The sequence below is a fragment of the Stenotrophomonas sp. YJH_SMC_27 genome, from assembly GCF_059369815.1.
The window spans coordinates 49,381-70,552 of the sequence record NZ_JCAFTA010000016.1 but is presented as its reverse complement, the minus strand read 5'-3'; the positions used below and the strand labels follow the sequence as shown (position 1 = coordinate 70,552).

20 protein-coding genes are annotated in these 21,172 nt (G+C 66.8%); 12 read left to right on the top strand and 8 right to left on the bottom strand.

All coding sequences use genetic code 11. The annotated features are described in order from the left end of the window. Positions 1-134: 134 nt before the first annotated feature. The 3 genes from AC5P7R_RS19350 to yidD are packed head-to-tail and all read right to left on the bottom strand — an operon-like array spanning position 135 to position 2,585. The gene (locus tag AC5P7R_RS19350; protein WP_021204180.1) at positions 135-983 is read right to left on the bottom strand and encodes a M23 family metallopeptidase; all 849 of its coding nucleotides are present in this window, start codon (positions 981-983) and stop codon (positions 135-137) included. After that, positions 983-2,329, bottom strand: a complete 1,347-nt coding sequence (locus AC5P7R_RS19345; protein ID WP_019660508.1) for a dihydroorotase — start codon at positions 2,327-2,329, stop codon at positions 983-985. Before AC5P7R_RS19345 ends, AC5P7R_RS19350 begins: the two co-directional genes overlap by 1 nt. Before the next feature lies 1 nt (position 2,330). Further along, complete coding sequence (yidD, locus tag AC5P7R_RS19340; RefSeq protein ID WP_014037867.1) at positions 2,331-2,585, bottom strand: membrane protein insertion efficiency factor YidD; 255 nt, start codon at positions 2,583-2,585, stop codon at positions 2,331-2,333. A gap of 271 nt (positions 2,586-2,856) precedes the next feature. Here yidD and dksA point away from each other — a divergent pair, with 271 nt between their 5' ends. Continuing rightward, a complete protein-coding gene (dksA, locus tag AC5P7R_RS19335; RefSeq protein ID WP_227853535.1) occupies positions 2,857-4,083 on the top strand; it encodes an RNA polymerase-binding protein DksA in 1,227 nt (408 codons plus the stop codon). A 599-nt stretch (positions 4,084-4,682) separates the two neighbouring features. Here dksA and AC5P7R_RS19330 read toward each other — a convergent pair. From AC5P7R_RS19330 to cysS, 3 genes are read right to left on the bottom strand one after another with little or no spacing between them, the layout of a single operon-like run. Further along, positions 4,683-5,930 (bottom strand): MFS transporter, encoded by a 1,248-nt coding sequence (locus AC5P7R_RS19330; protein ID WP_495214142.1) that lies wholly within the window; start codon positions 5,928-5,930, stop codon positions 4,683-4,685. Then, complete coding sequence (locus tag AC5P7R_RS19325) at positions 5,927-6,379, bottom strand: SufE family protein (RefSeq protein ID WP_021204183.1); 453 nt, start codon at positions 6,377-6,379, stop codon at positions 5,927-5,929. Before AC5P7R_RS19325 ends, AC5P7R_RS19330 begins: the two co-directional genes overlap by 4 nt. Before the next feature lie 57 nt (positions 6,380-6,436). Continuing rightward, complete coding sequence (gene cysS / locus AC5P7R_RS19320) at positions 6,437-7,813, bottom strand: cysteine--tRNA ligase (protein ID WP_021204184.1); 1,377 nt, start codon at positions 7,811-7,813, stop codon at positions 6,437-6,439. Between the two features lie 187 nt (positions 7,814-8,000). On the opposite strand from cysS, the gene AC5P7R_RS19315 reads away from it, so the two are divergent. The 11 genes from AC5P7R_RS19315 to AC5P7R_RS19265 all read left to right on the top strand — a co-directional run bounded on the left by AC5P7R_RS19315 (position 8,001) and on the right by AC5P7R_RS19265 (position 19,312). Further along, positions 8,001-8,564, top strand: a complete 564-nt coding sequence (locus AC5P7R_RS19315; RefSeq protein ID WP_026347073.1) for a glycine zipper 2TM domain-containing protein — start codon at positions 8,001-8,003, stop codon at positions 8,562-8,564. 318 nt (positions 8,565-8,882) lie between these two features. Then, complete coding sequence (locus tag AC5P7R_RS19310; RefSeq protein ID WP_019660502.1) at positions 8,883-9,893, top strand: N-acetylornithine carbamoyltransferase; 1,011 nt, start codon at positions 8,883-8,885, stop codon at positions 9,891-9,893. 62 nt (positions 9,894-9,955) lie between these two features. Continuing rightward, positions 9,956-11,149: an argininosuccinate synthase gene (locus AC5P7R_RS19305; protein ID WP_019660501.1), complete on the top strand. Its 1,194-nt coding sequence runs from the start codon at positions 9,956-9,958 to the stop codon at positions 11,147-11,149. A 148-nt stretch (positions 11,150-11,297) separates the two neighbouring features. Then, positions 11,298-12,386, top strand: a complete 1,089-nt coding sequence (locus tag AC5P7R_RS19300; protein WP_021204187.1) for an acetylornithine deacetylase — start codon at positions 11,298-11,300, stop codon at positions 12,384-12,386. A gap of 25 nt (positions 12,387-12,411) precedes the next feature. After that, complete coding sequence (locus AC5P7R_RS19295) at positions 12,412-13,740, top strand: acetylglutamate kinase (protein WP_021204188.1); 1,329 nt, start codon at positions 12,412-12,414, stop codon at positions 13,738-13,740. 3 nt (positions 13,741-13,743) lie between these two features. Further along, a complete protein-coding gene (locus tag AC5P7R_RS19290) occupies positions 13,744-14,346 on the top strand; it encodes a GNAT family N-acetyltransferase (RefSeq protein WP_111102826.1) in 603 nt (200 codons plus the stop codon). Beyond that, on the top strand, positions 14,343-15,296 hold the full coding sequence (argC, locus tag AC5P7R_RS19285) for an N-acetyl-gamma-glutamyl-phosphate reductase (protein WP_111102828.1): 954 nt from the start codon (positions 14,343-14,345) through the stop codon (positions 15,294-15,296). The genes AC5P7R_RS19290 and argC overlap by 4 nt, the downstream gene beginning before the upstream one ends. 20 nt (positions 15,297-15,316) lie before the next feature. Then, positions 15,317-16,612, top strand: coding sequence for an argininosuccinate lyase (gene argH, locus AC5P7R_RS19280; protein WP_111102830.1), 1,296 nt, complete (start codon positions 15,317-15,319; stop codon positions 16,610-16,612). Then, entirely contained in the window at positions 16,612-16,875 is a 264-nt protein-coding gene (locus AC5P7R_RS19275) for a YciI family protein (protein WP_134729911.1), read from the top strand. The genes argH and AC5P7R_RS19275 overlap by 1 nt, the downstream gene beginning before the upstream one ends. Before the next feature lie 11 nt (positions 16,876-16,886). Further along, positions 16,887-18,044: a glutamate 5-kinase gene (gene proB / locus AC5P7R_RS19270; RefSeq protein ID WP_019660494.1), complete on the top strand. Its 1,158-nt coding sequence runs from the start codon at positions 16,887-16,889 to the stop codon at positions 18,042-18,044. Then, complete coding sequence (locus tag AC5P7R_RS19265) at positions 18,041-19,312, top strand: glutamate-5-semialdehyde dehydrogenase (protein WP_495214141.1); 1,272 nt, start codon at positions 18,041-18,043, stop codon at positions 19,310-19,312. Before proB ends, AC5P7R_RS19265 begins: the two co-directional genes overlap by 4 nt. A gap of 135 nt (positions 19,313-19,447) precedes the next feature. Here AC5P7R_RS19265 and pgaD read toward each other — a convergent pair whose 3' ends face one another. Together pgaD and pgaC are read right to left on the bottom strand one after the other, a co-directional pair. After that, positions 19,448-19,918, bottom strand: coding sequence for a poly-beta-1,6-N-acetyl-D-glucosamine biosynthesis protein PgaD (pgaD, locus tag AC5P7R_RS19260; protein WP_227853539.1), 471 nt, complete (start codon positions 19,916-19,918; stop codon positions 19,448-19,450). Continuing rightward, positions 19,915-21,171 (bottom strand): poly-beta-1,6-N-acetyl-D-glucosamine synthase, encoded by a 1,257-nt coding sequence (gene pgaC, locus AC5P7R_RS19255; RefSeq protein WP_021204194.1) that lies wholly within the window; start codon positions 21,169-21,171, stop codon positions 19,915-19,917. Before pgaC ends, pgaD begins: the two co-directional genes overlap by 4 nt. Position 21,172 lies beyond the last annotated feature (1 nt).

Genomic DNA, 21,172 nt, shown 5'->3' with positions numbered 1-21,172 from the left:
CGGCGCTACCTCGCGCGGTTGATTGAATGCTGTCTGCAGAGCCGAGCCCATGCTCGGCTCATCTCTGCGCGACAGCAGCCGAGCGTGGGCTCGGCTCTACAACAGTGGCTCACCGCTGCACCGGGCGATGGGCGTTATTTGCGCTCCAGCACCAGCAGCGGGTCGATACGGGTCTCGAACCAGTTCATGCCCCAGTGCAGGTGCGGGCCGGTGGCACGGCCGGTGGCGCCGACGGCAGCGATCACCTGACCCTGCTCCACACGGTCGCCGACTTTTACGTCGATGCGCGACAGGTGCAGGAAGTTGGAGCTGACCCCGAAACCGTGGTCGAGCAGCAACGTGCCACCGGTCAGGTACAGGTCGGGGCCGGCGAAGGTGACGATGCCGGCGGCCGGTGCCTTTACCGGCGTGCCGGTCGGCACCGCGATGTCCATGCCGGAATGACCGGCACCGGGCTGGCCGTTGTACACCCTCGCATTGCCGAAGCGGCCGCTGATGCGGCCCTGGACCGGCCAGATGAAGGTCTGGGTGAAGTCGGTACGGTCGTCGTCGCGCGAACGTGCAGCGGTTACCTGCGCCTGTTCGCGCTTGATCCGCTCGGCGATCGCCGGCGGCGGATTGACCGTCTTCGGGGGTACGCCGTTGATCCGCTCGGTGGGCCAGTCGCGCGGCGTCACCGCGATGGTTGCGGTCTCGCTGCCACCATCGGGGCGTTGCACCTGCACGCGCAGCGGACCCTTCTCGTCGCGGCCGATGCCGAACACGACGCTGCCATAGCCGCTCACCCGCAGCTGGCGGCCGGCGTACTGCACGCGGCTGCCAGCGGGCACCTTGCCGATCACCAGCGCGCCCTGTGACGCACTGGCCGGGAACACCACGCGGCTGTCGATCAGGCTGCCGATGCCGTCCTGTGCCTGCGCCGACGGTGCGGTGAACAGGGGCGCGGCCAGCAGCAGCGCTCCGAACAGAAGTGCCGAACGCATCAGCGGTCGTAGGTCATGCGCTGGCCGGCGGGTTCGCCCACCAGCTTGCTGCCGTCCCACACCAGCTGGCCGTTGACCCAGGTGGAGGCGATGCGCGAGCGGAAAGTGGTGCCTTCAAACGGCGACCAGCCGCACTTGGACAGCACGTCCTCGCGCTTGACGGTGAACGGCACGTCCTCCACCAGCACCAGGTCGGCAAAGTAGCCTTCGCGCAGGAAGCCGCGTTCTTCCACGTCGAACAGCTGCGCCGGCGCATGTGCGAATTTCTGCACCACCTGCTCGCGGGTCAGCTTGCCTTCGTGCACCCGCTCCAGCGCGGCCACCAGCGCGTACTGCACCAGCGGCAGGCCCGACGGCGCCTGCGCGTAGGGCTTCTGCTTCTCCTCCCAGGTGTGCGGCGCGTGGTCGGTGGCCAGCACGTCCAGCACGTCATCGGCCAGCGCAGCGGTGATTGCCTCGCGGTCGGACACTTCCTTGATCGCCGGGTTGCACTTGATCAGGTTGCCCTTGGTCGCGTAGTCCGGGCGCGCGAAGTGCAGGAAGTGCACGCAGGTTTCGGCGGTGATCTGCTTGCGGCTGCCATCGGCGCGGATCAGCGGGCCCTTCTCGAACAGCGCCAGCTCATCGGCGGTGGAGATGTGCAGCACATGGAGGCGGGTGCCGTGCTTGCGTGCCAGCGACATCGCCAGGCGGGTCGACTTGATGCACGCTTCGCGCGAACGGATGTCCGGGTGCATGTCCGGGGTCAGCGCATCACCGTACTTTTCCTGGAAGGCCTTCAGGTTGGCATCGATCATCGGCGTGTCTTCGCAGTGCGTGATGATCGGGGTCGGGCATTCGCGGAAGATCGCGTCCAGCGTTTCCGGGTTGTCGACCAGCATGTTGCCGGTCGAAGCACCCATGAACACCTTCACGCCCGGGGCCTTCTTCGGGTCCAGGGCACGGATCGCGTCCAGGTTGTCATTGCTGGCACCGTGGTAGAAGCCGTAGTTGGCCCAGGCGCGGCCGCGCGCGAGCTCGTACTTGGCTTCCAGGATGGTTGAATCCAGCGTCGGCGGGTTGGTGTTGGGCATGTCCATGAAGCTGGTCAGGCCACCGGCCACGGCGGCCGCCGATTCGCTGGCGATGTCGCCCTTGTGGGTCAGGCCCGGTTCGCGGAAGTGCACCTGGTCATCGATCATGCCGGGCAGCAGCCAGCGCCCGGCCGCGTCCACCACCTGCTCGCCGTCGCGCGGCGCCAGCCCATTGCCGATCTGCGCGATGCGGCCGTTCTCGATGCGCAGGTCGCCGTCGAAGGTGCGGCCTTCGTTGACCATGCGGGCATTGGTGATGAGGGTGGAGGACATGTCAATGTTTTCCTGTGCAACGGCAAGAGGGGGCGTTGGGGGACTCGGGCACGGGGTCGAAGCCGCCGGGATGGAACGGGTGGCAGCGGCCCAGCCTGCGCGCAGCCAGCCAGCTGCCGCGCAGCGGGCCGTGCCGCGAGATCGCGTCCATCGCGTATTCAGAACAGCTCGGCACGAAACGGCAGCGGGGCCCCAGCAAGGGGCTGATGAAGCGCTTGTAGAAGCGCAGCAGGGCGATGAGCAGGCGCGAGATCACCCAGTCATCTTATGCCAGTTGGCATGAAGGCCGCATTTGTGCAGGATGGGCCGTTGGTCGCATGTCGCCGATGGCCTGCGACCGGTACCAGCACCGTCGGGTGCTGGCCAGGTTCCGTACCGCGCAAGGCGGTCCGTGTTCGTCGGACTGCCCATTGGGCGCCTTGGCTCCAGGACTGAATGGGGCAGGGTGCCGAGGTTGCTGCTGCGGGTCGGGTAGGCTATAAAGGCCCGCTTTCCCGGGCCCCGGGGAATCCAAGGAAGAGCGTTTCGTGGCTGCTAAAAAAACTGCAAAGAAGGCCGCAACGGCCGCCAAGAAAACCGCCAAGCCTGTTGTGAAGAAGTTGGCGGCAAAGCCCGTTGCCAAGAAGCCGGCCAGCAAGCCGGCGACCAAGGCAGCGTCCTCGCAACCGGCGGCCAGGAAGGCCACCGCAAAGAAAACGCCGGTCAAGGCAACCAAGCCGGTGGCGAAGAAAGCCGCTGCGCCCGCCAAGGCCAAGCCAGCCGCTGCCAGCAAGAAGGCGCCGGTGAAAAAGGCCGTCAGCAAGGCTGCGCCGGTGAAGAAGACCGTCGCCAAGCCGGTGGCCAAGAAGGCCGCCGCCAAGCCGGCGCCGAAGGCGGTGGTGAAGAAGGCTGCAGCCAAGCCGGTCGCCAAGCCCGTAGCAAAGAAGGTCGCTGCGGCCAAGCCGGTCGCCACGCCTGCCGCTGTAAAGAAGGGTGCCAAGAATGTTGCCGCGCCGGCCGTGAAACCGGCCCCGGCCCCAGTAGTGAAGTCCGCACCGAAGCCTGCTGCCAAGCCGGCTCCGGCCAAGCCTGTCCCGGCCAAGACCGTGGCAGTGGCAGCAGCCCAGCCGGCTTCCAAGCCGGCCCCGGCCGCCGCTCCTGCCGCTTCGAAGGCCCCGCAATCCAAGAATCCCGTGCCCGTTTCGAAATCGCCTGCCAAAACCGCCGTGAAATCCGATTCCGCCCCGAAGACCGTGTCGCGCCCTGTCGGCAAGGTTGCCGTGGCCGTCGCCGCCCGCTCGGCTGCACCGGCCCCGCGCAGCAAGTACAAGGTGGTCGAGTACAAGACCGACGAGGCCACCGGCCGCCCGATCCTGCCGGCTGGCTACAAGCCGTCCTCGGAAGAGGAATACATGAGCCCGCTGCAGCAGGAGTACTTCCGTCAGCGTCTGCAGAACTGGCGCGCGGACCTGGTGGAAGAGTCCAAGCAGACCATCGAGAATCTTCGTGAGGAAGTGCGTGACATCGGCGATGAAGCCGAGCGCGCGACCCGCGAGACCGAGAACTCGCTGGAACTGCGTACCCGCGACCGCTACCGCAAGCTGATCGGCAAGATCGACAGCACCCTGAAGCGCCTGGAAGCGGGCGACTACGGTTACTGCGTCGACACCGGTGAAGAAATCGGCCTGGAGCGCCTCGAAGCGCGCCTCACGGCTGAACGCACCATCGACGCCCAGGAGCGTTGGGAGCACCTGCAGAAGCAGCAGGGCGACTGATTCCTGCTCGTTGTGTGGTCATGCGAAAAACCCGGCCTCGGCCGGGTTTTTTGTTGGGGTGGTTGGCTGGGTAGAACGGCGCCTTCCGCGTATCAGAGGGAGCCTGCGGGTGGGTCCGGGCAGGACACGCTGCAAGTACATCCCTGTAAGCTCGGCCGCGGCATCCATGCCGCGGACGGTCCTGCCCGGACCCACCCGCAGGCTCTCGACGGTTTCCTGCGTGCGCGGCCGATGTAGAGCCGAGCCCACGCTCGGCTCAGGCCGACAAGAGCGGTCATGCGTGCGCTCGCGGCTGTTGAGTCCGCCTTGTAGCGAGCCGAGCACCGCAGGGGAATCAAGGGCGAAGAGGCCGCTCTATCCTGTAGAGCCGACTGCTAGTCGGCTGGCTCTCCGCGCCGTCCCCTGATTCACCGAGGAGCACAGGGCACCGGCGCGCAGCGCCGGCTCGCGGATGGCGGAGCGTTTCTTTGGTTACTTTCTTTTCGCGAAAAGAAAGTGACACCCCGCCGCGGTCGCGGAAAAGGGCTGCCGGGCATGGCCCGGCGCTACCAATGCGTCGGCGCACGTAAAGCGGCTGTCGCGGAAACGACGAGCCGACGCTACTGCAGATCACGCAAATTCAGTTTCCGCAGCGTCGGGTTCTTCCACGCGGTGATCCCGGCCACGCTCAGCACCGCAAACCCACCCAGCACCACGGCCGGCACCAGGCCGAGCAGCTTCGCCATCGTGCCTGCATAGAACGCGCCCAGCTCGTTGGACGAACTGATGAAGATGCCGTTGATCGACGACACCCGGCCGCGCATCTCTTCCGGCGTGGCCAACTGCAGGATGGTCGATCGGATCACCACCGAGATGCCATCGAAGGCCCCGTAGAACAGCAGGATCAGCGCTGACAGCCAGAAGTGCTGCGACAGGCCGAAGCCGATCACGCACAGGCCGAAACCGGCCACCGCGAACAGCAACACGCGGCCGGCATTGCGGTGCAGCGGGTGGCGGGCCAGCCACAGGCCCACGCACACCGAGCCGAGCGCCGGCATCGCGCGCAGGATGCCCAGGCCTTCCGGACCGTGGTGCAGGATCTCGTGCAGGAAGGCCGGCAGCATCGCCACCACGCCGCCCAGCAGCACCGAGAACATGTCCAGCGCCATCGCCCCGACCATGATCCGGTTGCCGACCACGAAGCGCGCGCCTTCGGCGATGCTCTTGAAGATCGGCGCGGCCGGACCGGTGTGCACCGGTTCTTCCACCTTCAATGTAGCCAGGCAGGCCATCGCCACCAGCGCAAAGGCCGTAGCCACCGCGTAGGAGAGGCCCTTGCCGCCGAAGCCGACCAGCACGCCGCCCAGCGCCGGGCCGGCGACCATGCCGGCCTGGAACACCACCGCGCCGAGGCCTGCGCCGCGCGCGAACTGATCGCGGGCCAGCACGCGGGCGAACAGTGCGTTGTAGATAGGTGACAGGAAGGCGCGGACCATGCCGGTCAGGGCGATGGCTGCATAGATGGGCCACACGTCTTCAAACGGCAGCCAGCCCTTGGCCACCCTGGTCAGTACCAGCGCGGTGGCGATCAGCCCGGAACAGGCCGCCATGCCCAACCGACGCCGCGGCAGATGGTCGACCAGGTAGCCGGCGAATGGCGCCACGCAAAAGAACGGCAGCACCTCGGCCAGGCCGATCAGGCCCAGCGAGAACGGATTGCGGGTGACTTCGTAGATGTGCCAGCCGACGGTGACTGCCACCACCTGGTAGGACAGCATCGCGAAGATGCGGTAGGCCAGCAGCTTGGCGAAGCCGGGCCGGGACAGCAGGCCCAGCGCGGTGTCCTCGGCTGTGGCAGGCTCGTTCACGACGGATCGCGCTGCAGCTGGGTCTGCGCGGTCTCGCGGATGAAGGCCAGCATCGCAGCCACACCATTGCTGCGGGTCGGAGACAGGTGGCGGGCCAGGCCGATGTCCTGGATATAGCTCGGTTCGGTGTCCAGGATCTCCCGCGCCGAGCGCCCGGAGTACACGCGCAGCGCCAGGAAGATCAGGCCGGAGACGATGGCCGAATCACTGATGGCATGGAAGCGCAGCGACTGCGCATTGCCTTCCGGCACGATCCAGACCATCGACTGGCAGCCGAGCAGGCGATGCTCTTCGGTCTTCCATTCTTCCGGGAAGGCCGGCAGCTTGCGGCCGAGGTCGATCAGGTACTGGTAGCGCTCGGACCAGTCGCCGAAGAAGCCGAATTCCTCGGCGATGGCGGTCTGGGCCTCGGCGGCGGTGGGTTCAAGCGGGAACGGGGAGTCGGTCACAACAGTCTCTACAGTGGGGGCGTGGCCGGCGGGCCGGCCACGGGGCAGGGCAGCAGGTCAGCCGCGCTTGCGCGACCAGCGCACGCCCTGCGGGGTGTCTTCCAGCACGATGCCTTCGGCGGCCAACTGGTCGCGGATGGCATCGGAACGGGCGAAGTCGCGCGCCTTCTTGGCCGCAGCGCGCTCGTCGATCAGGCCCTGGATACGGGCATCGTCGCCGTCAGCGCCCGCAGCGGTACCAAACCACTGCGCCGGATCGGCCTGCAGAAGGCCCAGCGCCAGGCCGGCACCGAGCAGCTCGGCCTTCAGGCGCGACTGTTCGGCCGGGTCCGTGGCACGACGCGCCTCGGCCGCGATGCGGGCCACTTCGGCCAGCGCCTGCGGGGTGTTGAGGTCGTCGTCGAGGGTCGCTTCGACCGTGGCCGGAATCACCGCGCTGGCCTCGACCGAGGCCAGTTCGCGCAGGGTGCCGTACAGGCGGTCCAGCGTACGCACCGACTGTTCGATCAGCGCATCGGACCAGTCCAGTGGTTGACGGTAGTGGGCCGACAGCAGGGCCAGGCGCAGTGCCTCCGGCGGATGCTGGCGAACCAGGTCATGCACGCGCTCGATGTTGCCCAGTGACTTGCTCATCTTGGCGCCGCCGAAGTTGAGCATGCCGTTGTGCAGCCAGTAGCGGGCGAAGATCCTGCCGCCATGCGCGCATTCGCTCTGCGCGATCTCGTTTTCATGGTGCGGGAACTGCAGGTCGACGCCGCCGGCATGGATGTCGATGGTCTCGCCCAGGTGGGCGGCGGCCATCGCCGAGCATTCGATGTGCCAGCCCGGGCGGCCACGGCCCCAGGGCGATTCCCAGCCGGGCAGGTCGTCGCTGGATGGCTTCCACAGCACGAAATCGCCCGGATCACGCTTGTAGGGGGCGACATCGACGCGGGCGCCAGCCAGCATTTCTTCCGGGTCGCGGCGGGAGAGCTTGCCGTAGCCATCGAAGCTGGCCACCGCAAACAGCACGTGGCCTTCGGCGGCATAGGCATGACCACTGGCGATCAACTGCTCGATCATGGTGATGATCTGCGGCATGTGCGCGGTCACTTCCGGTTCGATGTCAGGCGGCACCACGCCCAGCGCGGCCATGTCTTCACGGTAGGCGGCGGCGAACCTGTCGGTGATGGTGCTGATCGGCACCCCCTGCTCGCGCGCGGCGGTGTTGATCTTGTCGTCCACGTCGGTGATGTTGCGGGCGTAGCGCAGTGCGCCGAAACGCCGCCGCAGCAGGTCGGCCAGCACCCCGAACACCACCGGGCCACGGGCGTTGCCGATGTGCACGTAGTTGTAGACCGTGGGGCCGCACACATACAGGGTCGGACAGGCCGGGTCGAGCGGGGTGAACGGTTCGAGCTGGCGAGTCAGGTTGTTGTGCAGGCGCAGGGTCATGGGGCTGTGGCTGGGGGACAAGTCTGTGATTTTAGAACGTGTCGCTCCCTTTGGGGGCGCTGGTTGCCACCGGTGGACGCCGGAGGGAGCCAGGGTGGGGTGGGCAGGAGCGGCGTGGACGGGTAATGTTCAGCCCCTTGCGCTCGCCACTGCCTACACTATCGCCGTGTCCTTGCTCCCGTCGCCACTGAAATCCACCGCATTGCTGACCCTGGCCTGCCTGTCGGCGCTGCCCGCCGTGGTGCTGGCGCAGGAGGCCGAGCCCCGCAACCGGGTGGTGATCGTGGAGAACGTGAAGTTCGACTACGCCCAGGTACTGAACGTCGAGCCGGTATTCCAGACCCTGCGCGCGACCCGTACCGAGGAGCATTGCGAGCCGGTGTCGACCCGCACCCTGGCCCCGGTCAACGTGACCGGCGAGGAGCCGGTCGAGGACAAGGGCCGGATCAGCCGTTTCTGGGACTCGGTGCGCTCGATATTCAAGCGCAGCGACGAGGAGCCCTCCGAAGAGGCCGGCCCCGAAACGCCGGCCCCGGCGCCTGCCAACAATGGCCCGATGCTGACCCGTGACTGCCGCATCGTGCCGGTGGGGCGTGAATTCCGCCGGCCCATCGCCTACGACGTGGACTACGTCTACAAGGGCACCAAGTATCGGTCGCGGCTGCCGGAAGACCCGGGCAACCGGCTCAAGATCCGGGTGTCGATCACCCCCTGGGTCGGTCCTGAGCAGGGCGCCGCCGGCAATCCCTGATTCTGCGACCCCGGCCCCTTGCGCCGGTCACGGCCGCATGCAAAGATATTCGGCCATGAAGCTCACCGACTTCCAGCACGACAGCAGCGCAGCCCGACAGGCGTCGGGCATGACCTCGCGTGCGCGTCGACCGGAACCCCACATTCTCGCTGGGTAACCGGAGCTTTTTGCTGTTCGTCCGAAAAAAACCCAGCCCGCCGGCTGGGTTTTTTCGTTTCCGCGTTCTGAAAGCTGCAACTGCAACCTTTTCGTTTCACCTTTGCTTCCTGTTTTCCCTTCCACCGCGTCGAACCCGGCGCCGCCACGCAAGGAAAGAAGATGTCCCCCAAGCACTTCCTGAACACCCAGGACTGGAGCCGCAGCGATCTCGACGCATTGCTGACCCAGGCCGCGCTGTTCAAGCGCAACAAGCTCGGCGACCAGCTCAAGGGCAAGTCGATCGCGCTGGTGTTCTTCAACCCGTCCATGCGCACCCGCACCAGCTTCGAACTGGGCGCGTTCCAGCTCGGCGCCCATGCGGTGGTGCTGCAGCCGGGCAAGGATGCGTGGCCGATCGAGTTCAACCTCGGCACGGTGATGGACGGCGATACCGAGGAACACATCGCGGAAGTGGCCAAGGTGCTGGGCCGTTACTGCGACATCATCGCCGTGCGTGCGTTCCCGAAGTTCCAGGACTGGGCGTACGACCGCCAGGACATCGTCCTCAACAGCTTCGCCAGGTATTCGCCGGTGCCGGTCATCAACATGGAGACCATCACCCACCCGTGCCAGGAGCTGGCGCACATCATGGCGCTGCAGGAGCACTTCGGCACCCAGGACCTGCGTGGCAAGAAGTACGTGCTGACCTGGACCTACCACCCCAAGCCGCTCAACACCGCCGTGGCCAACTCGGCGCTGACCATCGCCACCCGCATGGGCATGGACGTGACACTGCTTTGCCCGACCGCCGACTACATCCTCGACGAGCGCTACATGGGCTGGGCCGAGCAGAACGTGGCCGAAAGCGGTGGTTCGCTGAAGATCAGCCATGATGTCGACAGCGCCTACGCCGGCGCCGACGTGGTTTACGCCAAGAGCTGGGGAGCGCTGCCGTTCTTTGGCAACTGGGAACCGGAAAAGCCGATCCGCGACCAGTTCAAGCACTTCATCGTCGACGAACGCAAGATGGCGCTGACCAACAACGGTGTGTTCAGCCACTGCCTGCCGCTGCGTCGCAACGTGAAGGCCACCGATGCGGTGATGGATTCGCCGCAGTGCATCGCCATCAACGAAGCCGAGAACCGCCTGCACGTGCAGAAGGCGATCATGGCCGCGGTTGCCGGGCGCTGATTTTTTCCGATTCAATCATTTCCGCCGGGCACGGCCCGGCGCTACCAGGACATACCCTCCCCATGAGCAATAAAGACGTCGTTCTCGCCTTCTCCGGCGGCCTGGATACCAGCTTCTGCGTGCCCTACCTGCAGGAGCGTGGCTACAACGTGCACACCGTGTTCGCCGACACCGGCGGCGTGGATGATGAAGAGCGCGATTTCATCGAGAAGCGTGCCGCCGAGCTGGGCGTGACCAGCCATGTCACTGTGAACGGTGGCCCGGCGATCTGGGAAGGCTTCGTCAAGCCGTTCGTGTGGGCCGGCGAAGGCTACCAGGGCCAGTACCCGCTGCTGGTGTCGGACCGCTACCTGATCGTGGATGCCGCGCTGAAGCGTGCCGCCGAACTGGGCACCAACATCATCGCCCACGGCTGCACCGGCATGGGCAATGACCAGGTCCGCTTCGACCTGGCCGTGAAGGCGCTGGGTGACTACCAGATCATCGCGCCGATCCGCGAGATCCAGAAGGAACACACCCAGACCCGTGCCTACGAGCAGAAATACCTGGAAGAGCGCGGCTTCGGCGTGCGCGCCAAGCAGCAGGCCTACACCATCAACGAGAACCTGCTGGGCGTGACCATGTCCGGTGGCGAGATCGACCGTTGGGAAGCCCCGGGCGAAGGTGCGCGTGGCTGGTGCTCGCCGCGCAGCGAATGGCCGGAACAAGCGCTGACCGTCACCCTGAAGTTCATTGAAGGCGAAGCGGTTGAACTGAACGGCAAGGCGCTGCCGGGCGACCAGATCCTGGCCCAGCTCAACAAGCTGTTCGCCCCGTATGGCGTGGGTCGCGGCGTCTACACCGGCGACACCGTGATCGGCCTGAAGGGCCGCATCGTGTTCGAGGCCCCGGGCCTGGTCTCGCTGCTGGCCGCACACCGCGCGCTGGAAGATGCGGTGCTGACCAAGCAGCAGAACCGCTTCAAGCCGGACGTGGCACGCAAGTGGGTGGAGCTGGTGTACGAAGGCTTCTACCACGACCCGCTGAAGACCGACATCGAAGCCTTCCTGAAGTCCTCGCAGGCCAAGGTCAACGGTGAAGTGGTGCTGGAAACCCGTGGTGGCCGCGTCGATGCGGTGGCCGTGAAGTCGCCGCACCTGCTCAACACCAAGGGTGCCACCTACGCGCAGTCGGCCGACTGGGGCGTGGAGGAGGCTGAAGGCTTCATCAAGCTGTTCGGTATGAGCTCGACGCTTTACGCGCAAGTCAATCGCTGAGCGATTGAATTGCGCGCGCGTCTCCCGCGCATTCCACCTTAACCCTGCGCCGTTGGCGCGCCCCCTTCAACAAGAAGGGGGCTCTCCACCAGACGCATCACGGTAGCGCCGGGCCATGCCCGGCGGAATTCCACAGGATCTTTGTTTCATGCTTGAACAGACGCTCGATCACCTGCAGGTCCTGGTGTCCTTCGACACCCGCAACCCGCCGCGCGCGATCACCACCGGTGGCATCTTCGATTACCTGCGCGCGAACCTGCCCGGCTTCAACGTTGAGGTGATCGACCACGGCGACGGTGCGGTCAGCCTGTACGCCGTGCGCGGGACGCCGAAGTACCTGTTCAACGTACATCTTGATACCGTGCCCGATTCGCCGCACTGGAGCGCCGACCCGCACGTGATGCGCCGCCTGGACGACCGCGTGGTCGGTCTGGGCGTGTGTGACATCAAGGGCGCGGCCGCCGCACTGGTGGCCGCAGCCAATGCCAGCGACGGTGACGCGGCCTTCCTGTTCTCCAGCGATGAAGAAGCCAACGATCCGCGCTGCATCGCCGCGTTCCTGGCCCGTGGCCTGCCGTATGAAGCGGTGCTGGTGGCCGAGCCGACCATGAGCGAAGCGGTGCTGGCGCATCGCGGCATCAGCTCGGTGCTGATGCAGTTCGCCGGTCGTGCCGGGCACGCCTCGGGCAAGCAGGATGCGGCTGCCAGCGCGCTGCACCAGGCGATGCGCTGGGGCAACCGCGCGCTGGACCATGTGGAATCGCTGGCTTCGGCGCGCTTCGGTGGGCTGACGGGCCTGCGCTTCAACATCGGTCGCGTCGAAGGCGGGATCAAGGCCAACATGATCGCGCCCGCTGCCGAAGTGCGCTTCGGTTTCCGGCCGCTGCCATCGATGAACATCGACGCGTTGCTGGCCACCTTCGCCGGGTTCGCCGAGCCGGAAGCGGCGGTATTCACCGAGACCTTCCGTGGCCCCAGCCTGCCGGCCGGCGACATCGCCGAAGCCGAGAACCGCCGCCTGCTGGCACGTGACGTGGCCGACGCGCTTGAGCTGCCGATCGGCAACGCCGTGGACTTCTGGACCGAGGCCTCGCTGTTCTCCGCCGCCGGTTACACCACCCTGGTGTTTGGCCCGGGCGATATTGCCCAGGCCCACACCGCCGATGAGTTCGTGACGCTGGACCAGCTGCAGCGCTACACCGACGCCGTGCACCGCATCATCGCCGCCGGCGCCTGATTCTTCCCTTTCCGACGAAACCGAAATGTCTCCTGCCCTCCAGCCCCACCGCCAGACCCGCCAGACCATCGTGCGCCTGCTTTCCAGCATGGCCAGCGCGAAGGAGATCAGCCAGTACCTCAAGCGCTTTTCGCAGCTGGATGCCAAGCGCTTCGCCGTGGTCAAGGTCGGCGGCGCGGTGCTGCGCGACGATCTCGACGCGCTGACCTCTTCGCTGTCGTTCCTGCAGGAAGTCGGGCTGACCCCGATCGTGCTGCACGGCGCCGGCCCGCAGCTGGATGCCGAGCTGTCGGCGGCCGGCATCGACAAGCAGACCGTGAACGGCCTGCGCGTGACTTCGCCGGAAGCACTGGCGATCGTGCGCCGGGTGTTCCAGCAGTCCAACCTGCGCCTGGTCGAGGCGCTGCAGCAGAACGGCGCGCGCGCCACCTCCATCACCGGTGGCGTGTTCGAGGCCGAGTACCTGGACGTGGATACCTACGGCCTGGTCGGCGAGGTGAAGAAGGTCAACCTGGCGCCGATCGAGGCCAGCCTGCGTGCGGGCTCGATCCCGGTCATCACCAGCCTGGGTGAAACCGCCGGTGGCCAGATCCTCAACGTCAACGCCGACTTCGCCGCCAACGAGCTGGTGCAGGAACTGCAGCCGTACAAGATCATCTTCCTGACCGGCACCGGCGGCCTGCTGGACGAGGCGGGCAACGTGATCGATTCGATCAACCTGTCCACCGAGTACGACCACCTGATCGCGCAGCCGTGGATCCACGGCGGCATGAAGGTGAAGATCGAACAGATCAAGGATCTGCTCGATCGCCTGCCGCTGGAATCGTCGGTGTCGATCACCCGCCCGGCCGACCTGGCCAAGGAACTGTTCACCCACAAGGGCTCGGGCACGCTGGTGCGCAAGGGCGAAAAAGTGCTGCGCGCCACCGCTTGGGACGAACTGGACCTGCCGCGCCTGAAGGGCCTGATCGAATCCAGCTTCGGCCGCACCCTGGTGCCGGACTATTTCCAGAAGACCAGGCTGCTGCGCGCCTACGTCAGCGAGAACTACCGCACCGCGGTCATCCTCACCGACGAGGCCGAAGGCGTGTACCTGGACAAGTTCGCCGTGCTCGACGACGCACAGGGCGAAGGCCTCGGCCGTGCGGTCTGGAACGTGATGCTGGAAGAAACGCCGCAGCTGTTCTGGCGCTCGCGCCATGGCAACCCGATCAATCACTTCTACTACGCCGAGTCCGATGGCTGCTACAAGCAGGATCAGTGGAAGGTATTCTGGTTCGGTGCCGATGGCATCGACCGGATCAAGACCTATGTCGATCATTGCGCGCAGCGCACCCCGAGCCTGCAGGGCTGAGCAATGAGCAACCTCGATGCCTGGAACACGGTTCCTACCCTGCGCGGCCAGCACGTAACCCTGCAGCCGCTGCAGATGGAGCACGTGCCCGGCCTGCGCGATGCGCTTGAAGGCAGCGGCCTGGACCAGCTCTGGTACACCCAGGTGCCATCGCCGGAACAGGCCGAGGCCTATGTGCGGGCCGCGGTGCAGGCGCAGAGCGAAGGCAAGGTGCTGCCGTTCGTGATCCGTGATGCGGCGGGTGACATCATCGGCAGCACGCGCTTCTACGACATGGATGCCAGCGTGCCCAGGCTCAGCCTCGGCTACACCTGGTACACGCCGCGCGTGCAGCGCACCGGCGCCAACACCGAAGCCAAGCTGTTGCTGCTGCAGCACGCCTTCGAGGCCATGGGCTGCATCAGCGTGGTACTGGAAACCAGCTGGTTCAACGTCACCTCGCGCACCGCCATCGCGCGCTTGGGCGCCAAGCAGGATGGCGTGCTGCGCAACCACAAGCGGCATGCCGATGGCACGCCGCGCGATACCGTCATCTTCTCCATCATCGATGCGGAATGGCAGGGCGTGAAGCGCCACCTGCAGTACCGCCTGGACAGTCACGCATGAACGATTCGACCTTTACCCTGGGCATCGTCGGTGCCCGCGGCCATACCGGCGCCGAGCTGATCAAGCTGGTGGCCGCCCATCCGCGGCTGGAACTGGCTTTCGTCTCCTCGCGCGAGCGCGCCGGGCAGCGCCTGTCCGACCACCACCCGGAATTCCAGGGCGAGCTGCAGTACGAAAACCTGGACGCCGACGCAGTGGCGGCCAAGGGCGTGGATGCGGTGATCCTGGCCCTGCCCAACGGCTTGGCCGCGCCGTTCGTGGCCGCGCTGGAGGCGGCGAAGGCGGACACCGTCATCGTCGACCTCTCGGCCGACTACCGCTTCGACAACAGCTGGTATTACGGCCTGCCGGAGCTGACCCGCGGCCGCTACAACGGCCAGAAGCACATCAGCAACCCGGGCTGCTATGCCACGGCGATGCAGCTGGCGGTGCATCCGCTGCTGGACCTGCTGGCCGGTCCGCCGCAGTGCTTCGGTGTCTCCGGCTACTCCGGCGCCGGTACCACGCCGTCGGACAAGAACAACGTCGAACTGCTGGCCGACAACCTGATGCCCTACGCGCTGACCAACCACGTGCATGAGCGGGAGGTGTCGGTGCAGCTGGGTGTGGCTGTTGAATTCATGCCACATGTCGCGCCGCATTTCCGGGGCATCACGCTTACCGCCAACCTGTGGCTGAACCGCGTGCAGACCCGCGAACAGATCGTCGAGCGCTTCCAGCAGGCCTATGCCGGCGAACCCCTGATCGACGTGGTGGATGAAGCGCCGTGGGTCAGCCGTATCGCCGGCCGACACGGTGCCCAGGTCGGTGGCTTCACGCTCGCGCCGGGTGGCAAGCGGGTCGTGGTGGTGGCGACCCTGGACAACCTGCTGAAGGGCGCGGCCACCCAGGCCATGCAGAACCTCAACCTCGCGCTTGGCATCGACGAACTGACGTCGATCCCGCACTGAATACGCATTCCGGAGCCCCCATGGCAGACCTTCTTTGGCAGAAGCCCGGCGTCGCCGTCGACGCCCAGATCCAGACCTTCCTCGCCGGCGACGACGTGATCCTCGACCGCGAGTTCTTCCTGCATGACATCGCTGCCAGCGCCGCGCATGCGCAGGGCCTGCAGCACATCGGCATCCTCAGCGCCGATGAACTGGCAGAACTGCTGCGCGAACTGGAGATCCTGGCGCAGGACTTCCGCGAAGGCCGCTTCGTGCTCGATACCCAGTACGAGGATGGTCACTCGGCGATCGAAGCGCGCCTGACCGAACGCCTCGGCGATGCCGGCCGCAAGATCCACACCGGCCGCAGCCGCAACGACCAGATCCTGGTCGCCACCCGCCTCTGGCTGAAGGAGAAGCTGCAGCGCGTGGCACAGCTCAGCGCCGAAGCGGCCAAGGTTGCGCTGGACCGCGCACAGGCCGAGAAGGACCTGCCGATTCCCGGCTACACCCACATCCAGCGCGCCGTAGTGTCCTCGGCCGGCATGTGGTGGGCGGGCTGGGCCGAGGCCTTCATCGACAACGCCATCCGCGCCCGCGATACCCATGCGCTGGTCGACGCCAATCCGTTGGGTACCGCTGCCGGCTACGGCGTGAACCTGCCGCTGGACCGCGAGCACACCACGGCGGCGCTCGGCTTCGCGCGCATGCAGATCTCGCCGATCTATGCGCAGCTGTCGCGTGGCAAGTTCGAGCTGGCTGCACTGGAAGCGCTCGGTGGCGCCACGCTGGACCTGCGCCGCATTGCCTGGGACCTGTCACTGTTCACCAGCGCCGAGTTCGGCTTCGTCGCGCTGCCGGCGCAGTACACCACCGGCAGTTCGATCATGCCCAACAAGCGCAATCCGGATGTGATCGAGCTGATGCGTGCCACCCACGCCAGCGTCGCCGCTGCGCGCACCGAGATCGAGCAGCTGCTGTCGCTGCCGTCCGGCTACCATCGCGACCTGCAGTCGTCCAAGGGGGCCATCTTCCACGGCTTCGGCCGTGGCCTGGCCGCGCTGGAACTGCTGCCGGCGCTGCTGGCCAATCTGGAATGGCGTGACGACAAGCTGCGCGCGGCGATTGATTCGGGCATGTATGCCACCGACGTTGCGGTGGAAGCGGCGGTGGCTGGCGTGCCGTTCCGCGAGGCCTACAAGGCCGCAGCTGCCGGTGCCGACAGTGCAGGGCAGGGGCGTACCCCGGAAGGCAGCCTCGCCGCGCGCGTGTCGCCGGGTTCGGCCGCCGACCTGCGCCTGGACGAACTGCGCGCGCGCTGGCAGGCGCTGTCCTGATGGCGGGCACTGTCTACCTGGTGATGGCGATGCGCCGGCTGGACTTCAACGATGCAGCGGTGCAGCCGCACCGCGATTTCCTCGATGCGTTGCAGGCGCAGGGCAAGCTGCAGCTGACTGGTGGTTTCGCCGACGGCAGTGGTGGCGCCTATGTGCTGTGCAACGTGGACAGCCTGGCGCAGGCGCAGGCCATCGTCGCCACCGATCCGCTGGTGACGATGCATGCCTCCGACCTGACCGTGCACGAATGGAACACCCGCTGAGGCCCTGACTGATGACTCTGCATGCCAGCCACGTCGCTTCGCCGTTCCCGGAACAGGCGCTGCCGCCGTGGCGGCGTGCGGTGCTGAAAGTGGGCAGCAGCCTGCTCGCCGCCGATGGCGGCGGCCTGTCGCCCCGCCACGCGCTGGGCCTGGCACAGTTCGTTTCTGCCAATGTACTGGCCGGACGTGAGGTGGTGATCGTCTCCTCCGGCGCGGTTGCGGCCGGGCGCGCGATCCTGCCGCGGGCCGATGAGCCCGGCGCGGCGATGGCGGCACGGCAGGCGCTGGCCGCGCTTGGCCAGGCCCAGCTGATCGGGCTCTGGCAGCGCTTCTTCGAGCGCCCGGTGGCGCAGGTGCTGCTGACCCATGACGACCTGCGCAACCGCCGCCGCTACCTCAACGCACGCGCCACGCTCAACGAACTGCTGCGGCTGGGCGCGTTGCCGGTGGTCAACGAGAACGACACCGTGTCTGTGGACGAACTCAAGCTCGGCGACAACGACAACCTGGCCGCCACCGTGGCCGCGCTGGTTGATGCCGATGCGCTGTTCATTGCCACCGACATCGACGGGCTGTACAGCGCCGACCCGCGCACCGTGGCCGATGCGCGGCCGTTGCACGACGTGCCGGAACTGAGTGACGAGGTGCTGGCGATGGCCGGCGGCGCCGGCTCGCGCGCCGGTACCGGCGGCATGCGGACCAAGCTGGAAGCGGCAGCGAAGGCGGGACGTCTCGGCATCGAAACCTATCTGTTCAATGGCCGCAGCGGTGACGTGGTACGCGCGCTGGCCCAGGACCGCCTGTTCGGTACCCGTATCCACGCCGCGCGCAGCCGTGAGGCGGCCCGCAAGCACTGGCTGCGGCACGCGCCGCTGGTCGAGGGTGCTATCGTGATCGATGCCGGCGCGGCGCAGGCGATGCGCGAGAAGGGCGCCTCGCTGCTGCCCGGCGGCATCACCGGCGCGGAGGGCATGTTCCGCCGTGGCGACATGGTGCAGGTGTGCTGGAACGCGCCACAGGGCCGCGTCTGCGTGGCGCGCGGAGTCAGCCAGTACGCGGCCGATGATGTGCGCCGGATCGCCGGCCGCCATTCGCGCGACATCGAGGCCGTGCTGGGCTACAACTACGGCGGTAGCGTCGTCCATCGCGACGACCTGGTGCTGCCATGACCGGATTGAAGGACTCGCCGATGAGCGACATCGAAGCGCAGGCGCGTGCCTGCCGTGACGCGGCCCAGACCGTTGCCGGCCTCGACAGTGCGACGCGCCGCACGCTGCTGCTGGCGATGGCCCAGGCACTGGAAGTGAATGCCGGGCTGATCCTGGCCGGTAATGCGCGCGACCTTGCCGCTGCGCGCGAGAAGGGCATTGGCAGTGCCATGCTCGACCGCCTGGCGCTGGACCCGGCACGCCTGTTCGCGATGGCCGAAGCCGTGCGAGAGGTCGCCGCGCTGCCCGATCCCGTCGGCCAGATCACCCGCGACGATGTGCGTCCAAACGGCATCCGCGTGCAGAAGGTGCGCGTGCCGCTGGGCGTGATCGCGATGATCTACGAGGCGCGCCCGAACGTGACCGCCGAAGCGGCCGCGCTGTGCCTGAAGGCCGGCAATGGCGTGATCCTGCGCGGTGGTTCCGAAGCGATCCACTCCAACACCGCCATCGCCCAGGCGCTGGCCGGCGCCCTGCAGGCCAATGGCGTACCGGTGGCGGCAGTGACCGTGCTGACCGACCTGCGCCGCGAAGCAATGCTGGAACTGCTGCAGCTGCATGAACTGATCGATCTGGCGATTCCGCGCGGCGGCGAAGGCCTGATCCGCTTCGTTGCCGCGCATGCGCGGGTGCCGGTGATCAAGCACTACAAGGGTGTCTGCCACCTGTTCGTGGATGCCAGCGCCGACCTCGGCAAAGCCATCGACCTTCTGGTGGACGGCAAATGCAGCCGTCCGTCGGCCTGCAACTCGCTGGAAACCCTGCTGGTGCATCGTGATGTGGCCGAAGCCTTCCTGCCGCGCGTGGCGCAGGCGCTCGGTGAGCGTGGCGTGGAGCTGCGCGCCGACACGAACGCGCAGCCGCTGCTGCCGGGCAGCACCGCCGCCAGCGAAGACGACTACGCTGCCGAGTTCCTCGACCTGGTGCTGGCCGTGCGCGTGGTTGATGACCTCGATGCGGCCATCGCGCACATCCGTGCCTATACCTCCGACCATACCGAAGTGATCGCCACCGAAGACGCCGGCCATGCCGAGCGCTTCGTCACTGCGCTGCGCTCGGCGGTAGTGATGGTCAATGCCTCGTCGCGCTTCTCCGACGGTGGCCAGCTGGGCCTGGGCAGCGAGATCGGCATTTCCACCACGCGCCTGCATGCGTACGGCCCAATGGGCCTGGAAGCACTCACCGTCGAACGATTTGTCGTGCGCGGCGAAGGGCAGACGCGCAAGTAGATCCACGCGATGCGCGGATGCACTTCGCGGTAGACCCCGGTGCCGACCAAGGTCGGCGCCCACCAGGCCCAAGCGCCGACCAGGATCGGCAGCTACCAAAGCAAGCGCCGACCCGGGGCGGCGACTACCGGGGCGTCACACCACCTCGCGGCGGATGCCGATCGGCCGCGCGTGATCGTCCATGTGCAGCGTGGCGGCCTTGCAGCCGAGCAGGCGCTCGGCCAGCCCGGTGCTGGCCCCCAGGTCGGCGGCCACTTCGTTGAGGCTGGCCAGCGGCCGCGGCAGGCGCCGGTCGTGGCCGCGGAAGCGCGCGCGGTTGTACTCGGCCCAGCCGATCAGCAGCACGCTGGCACACAGCAGCATCAGCGGCAGCGCCACCAGCACATAGGGGTCGAACTGGTTCTTGCGCTCGTACAGCTGCTGCCAGGCCAGCTGGCCGCCGATCAGCCACGAGAGCAGGGTCACCAACGGTGCCCACAGGTAGAAGTAGAACCCCCAGAACGCGAGGGTGACGAAGCCCCAGGCGGTGCGCTGGAAGCGTGGTTGGCGATGCGGCTTGCGGATCATCCGCGAGTCGAAGCGGTTGGACGGGCGTTGTGCGTTCATCGGATCCCCCGATCGGGACTGGTCCAGGTGGCGCGCTTGCTGCGACGGCGCAGCAGGGTTTTCGGCAACGCCACCAGGGTGGTGGAAAGGCTGATCAACCAGTACGCCATCGGGTACCAGATGACCCAGAAGTAGTTGCGTCCAATCTGTGTTTCGTAACGCCGGTCGATGATCAGGCTGCTGGCGAACTGCATCAGGCAGACCAGGGCCAGGATCACGCCATGCCATTGCGGCAGCAGGCTGGCGATGTACAGCTGCGGCGGCATGTCGATGAGCTTGCCCAGCACCCACAGCACCACGATGAACAACATGGTGTAGGCCCAGATAACGCTCAGCACGTACTCCAGCAGCACGCCCCACATGCGCCGCTCCTTCCAGTGCAGCAGTGAACGCGCATGCCGCAGCATCACTTCCACGCCACCCTGCGCCCAGCGCAGCCGTTGCCGCCACAGGCCCTTCAGCGTTTCCGGCATCAGGATGAAGCACAGCGCGTTGGGTTCGTAGCGGATGTCCCAATGCGCCCGCTGCAGGCGCCAGCTGATGTCGATGTCCTCGGTCACCATGTCGTCCGACCACCAGCCGACCTGGTGCAGGGCGGTGCGGCGAAAGCCTGCGATCACTCCGGAGATGGTGAAGATGCGCCCGTACACGCGCTGCGCGCGCTTGATCATGCCGATGATCGACGAGAACTCGGCCACCTGCAGGCGTCCGAGCAGGGTGGAGCGGTTGCGGATGCGCGGATTGCCGGTCACCGCGCCGACCCGGTTGCCGCTCACCAGGTGCCAGATCATCCAGTGCAGCGCGTGCTCCTCCAGCATCGCGTCGCCATCGATGCACACCAGGTACTCCGAGCGGGCCGCCAGCGCACCCATGCGCAGCGCGTTGGCCTTGCCGAGGTTGCGGTCAAGGTGCAGCACGCGCAGCCGCGGATGCTTCGCCGCCAGCACGTCGAGCCGGGCGCCGGTGTCATCACTGCTGCCATCGTCGATGGCGATCACCTCGTAGTCGGCCGGATAGCGCTGTGCCAGCGCCGCGCCGAGCGTGTCGTCGAGGTTCGCGGACTCGTTGTGGCAGGGAATCAACAGGCTCGCGAACGGTGGATCGACCATCAGCGGCGGGTCGTTGCGTGGGCGCGAATGGCGTTCGCGCCGGAAGTAGTAATACAGGCCGCCCGACATCCAGAAGAACGCCATCACCATCGGGTAGTAGAAGGCGAACTGGAACAGGACCTGCAGCAGCGGATGCATGTCCATG

What these genes read in the sequence shown, in the direction of transcription:
- AC5P7R_RS19350 (WP_021204180.1), bottom strand. Translation starts at nt 983, where the DNA reads ATGCGTTCGGCACTTCTGTTCGGAGCGCTGCTGCTGGCCGCGCCCCTG.
- AC5P7R_RS19345 (WP_019660508.1), bottom strand. Translation starts at nt 2,329, where the DNA reads ATGTCCTCCACCCTCATCACCAATGCCCGCATGGTCAACGAAGGCCGC.
- cysS (WP_021204184.1), bottom strand. Translation starts at nt 7,813, where the DNA reads ATGACCCTGCGCCTGCACAACAACCTGACTCGCCAGCTCGAACCGTTC.
- AC5P7R_RS19310 (WP_019660502.1), top strand. Translation starts at nt 8,883, where the DNA reads ATGTCCCCCAAGCACTTCCTGAACACCCAGGACTGGAGCCGCAGCGAT.
- AC5P7R_RS19305 (WP_019660501.1), top strand. Translation starts at nt 9,956, where the DNA reads ATGAGCAATAAAGACGTCGTTCTCGCCTTCTCCGGCGGCCTGGATACC.
- AC5P7R_RS19300 (WP_021204187.1), top strand. Translation starts at nt 11,298, where the DNA reads ATGCTTGAACAGACGCTCGATCACCTGCAGGTCCTGGTGTCCTTCGAC.
- AC5P7R_RS19295 (WP_021204188.1), top strand. Translation starts at nt 12,412, where the DNA reads ATGTCTCCTGCCCTCCAGCCCCACCGCCAGACCCGCCAGACCATCGTG.
- AC5P7R_RS19290 (WP_111102826.1), top strand. Translation starts at nt 13,744, where the DNA reads ATGAGCAACCTCGATGCCTGGAACACGGTTCCTACCCTGCGCGGCCAG.
- argC (WP_111102828.1), top strand. Translation starts at nt 14,343, where the DNA reads ATGAACGATTCGACCTTTACCCTGGGCATCGTCGGTGCCCGCGGCCAT.
- argH (WP_111102830.1), top strand. Translation starts at nt 15,317, where the DNA reads ATGGCAGACCTTCTTTGGCAGAAGCCCGGCGTCGCCGTCGACGCCCAG.
- AC5P7R_RS19275 (WP_134729911.1), top strand. Translation starts at nt 16,612, where the DNA reads ATGGCGGGCACTGTCTACCTGGTGATGGCGATGCGCCGGCTGGACTTC.
- proB (WP_019660494.1), top strand. Translation starts at nt 16,887, where the DNA reads ATGACTCTGCATGCCAGCCACGTCGCTTCGCCGTTCCCGGAACAGGCG.
- AC5P7R_RS19265 (WP_495214141.1), top strand. Translation starts at nt 18,041, where the DNA reads ATGACCGGATTGAAGGACTCGCCGATGAGCGACATCGAAGCGCAGGCG.
- pgaD (WP_227853539.1), bottom strand. Translation starts at nt 19,918, where the DNA reads ATGAACGCACAACGCCCGTCCAACCGCTTCGACTCGCGGATGATCCGC.
- pgaC (WP_021204194.1), bottom strand. Translation starts at nt 21,171, where the DNA reads ATGGACATGCATCCGCTGCTGCAGGTCCTGTTCCAGTTCGCCTTCTAC.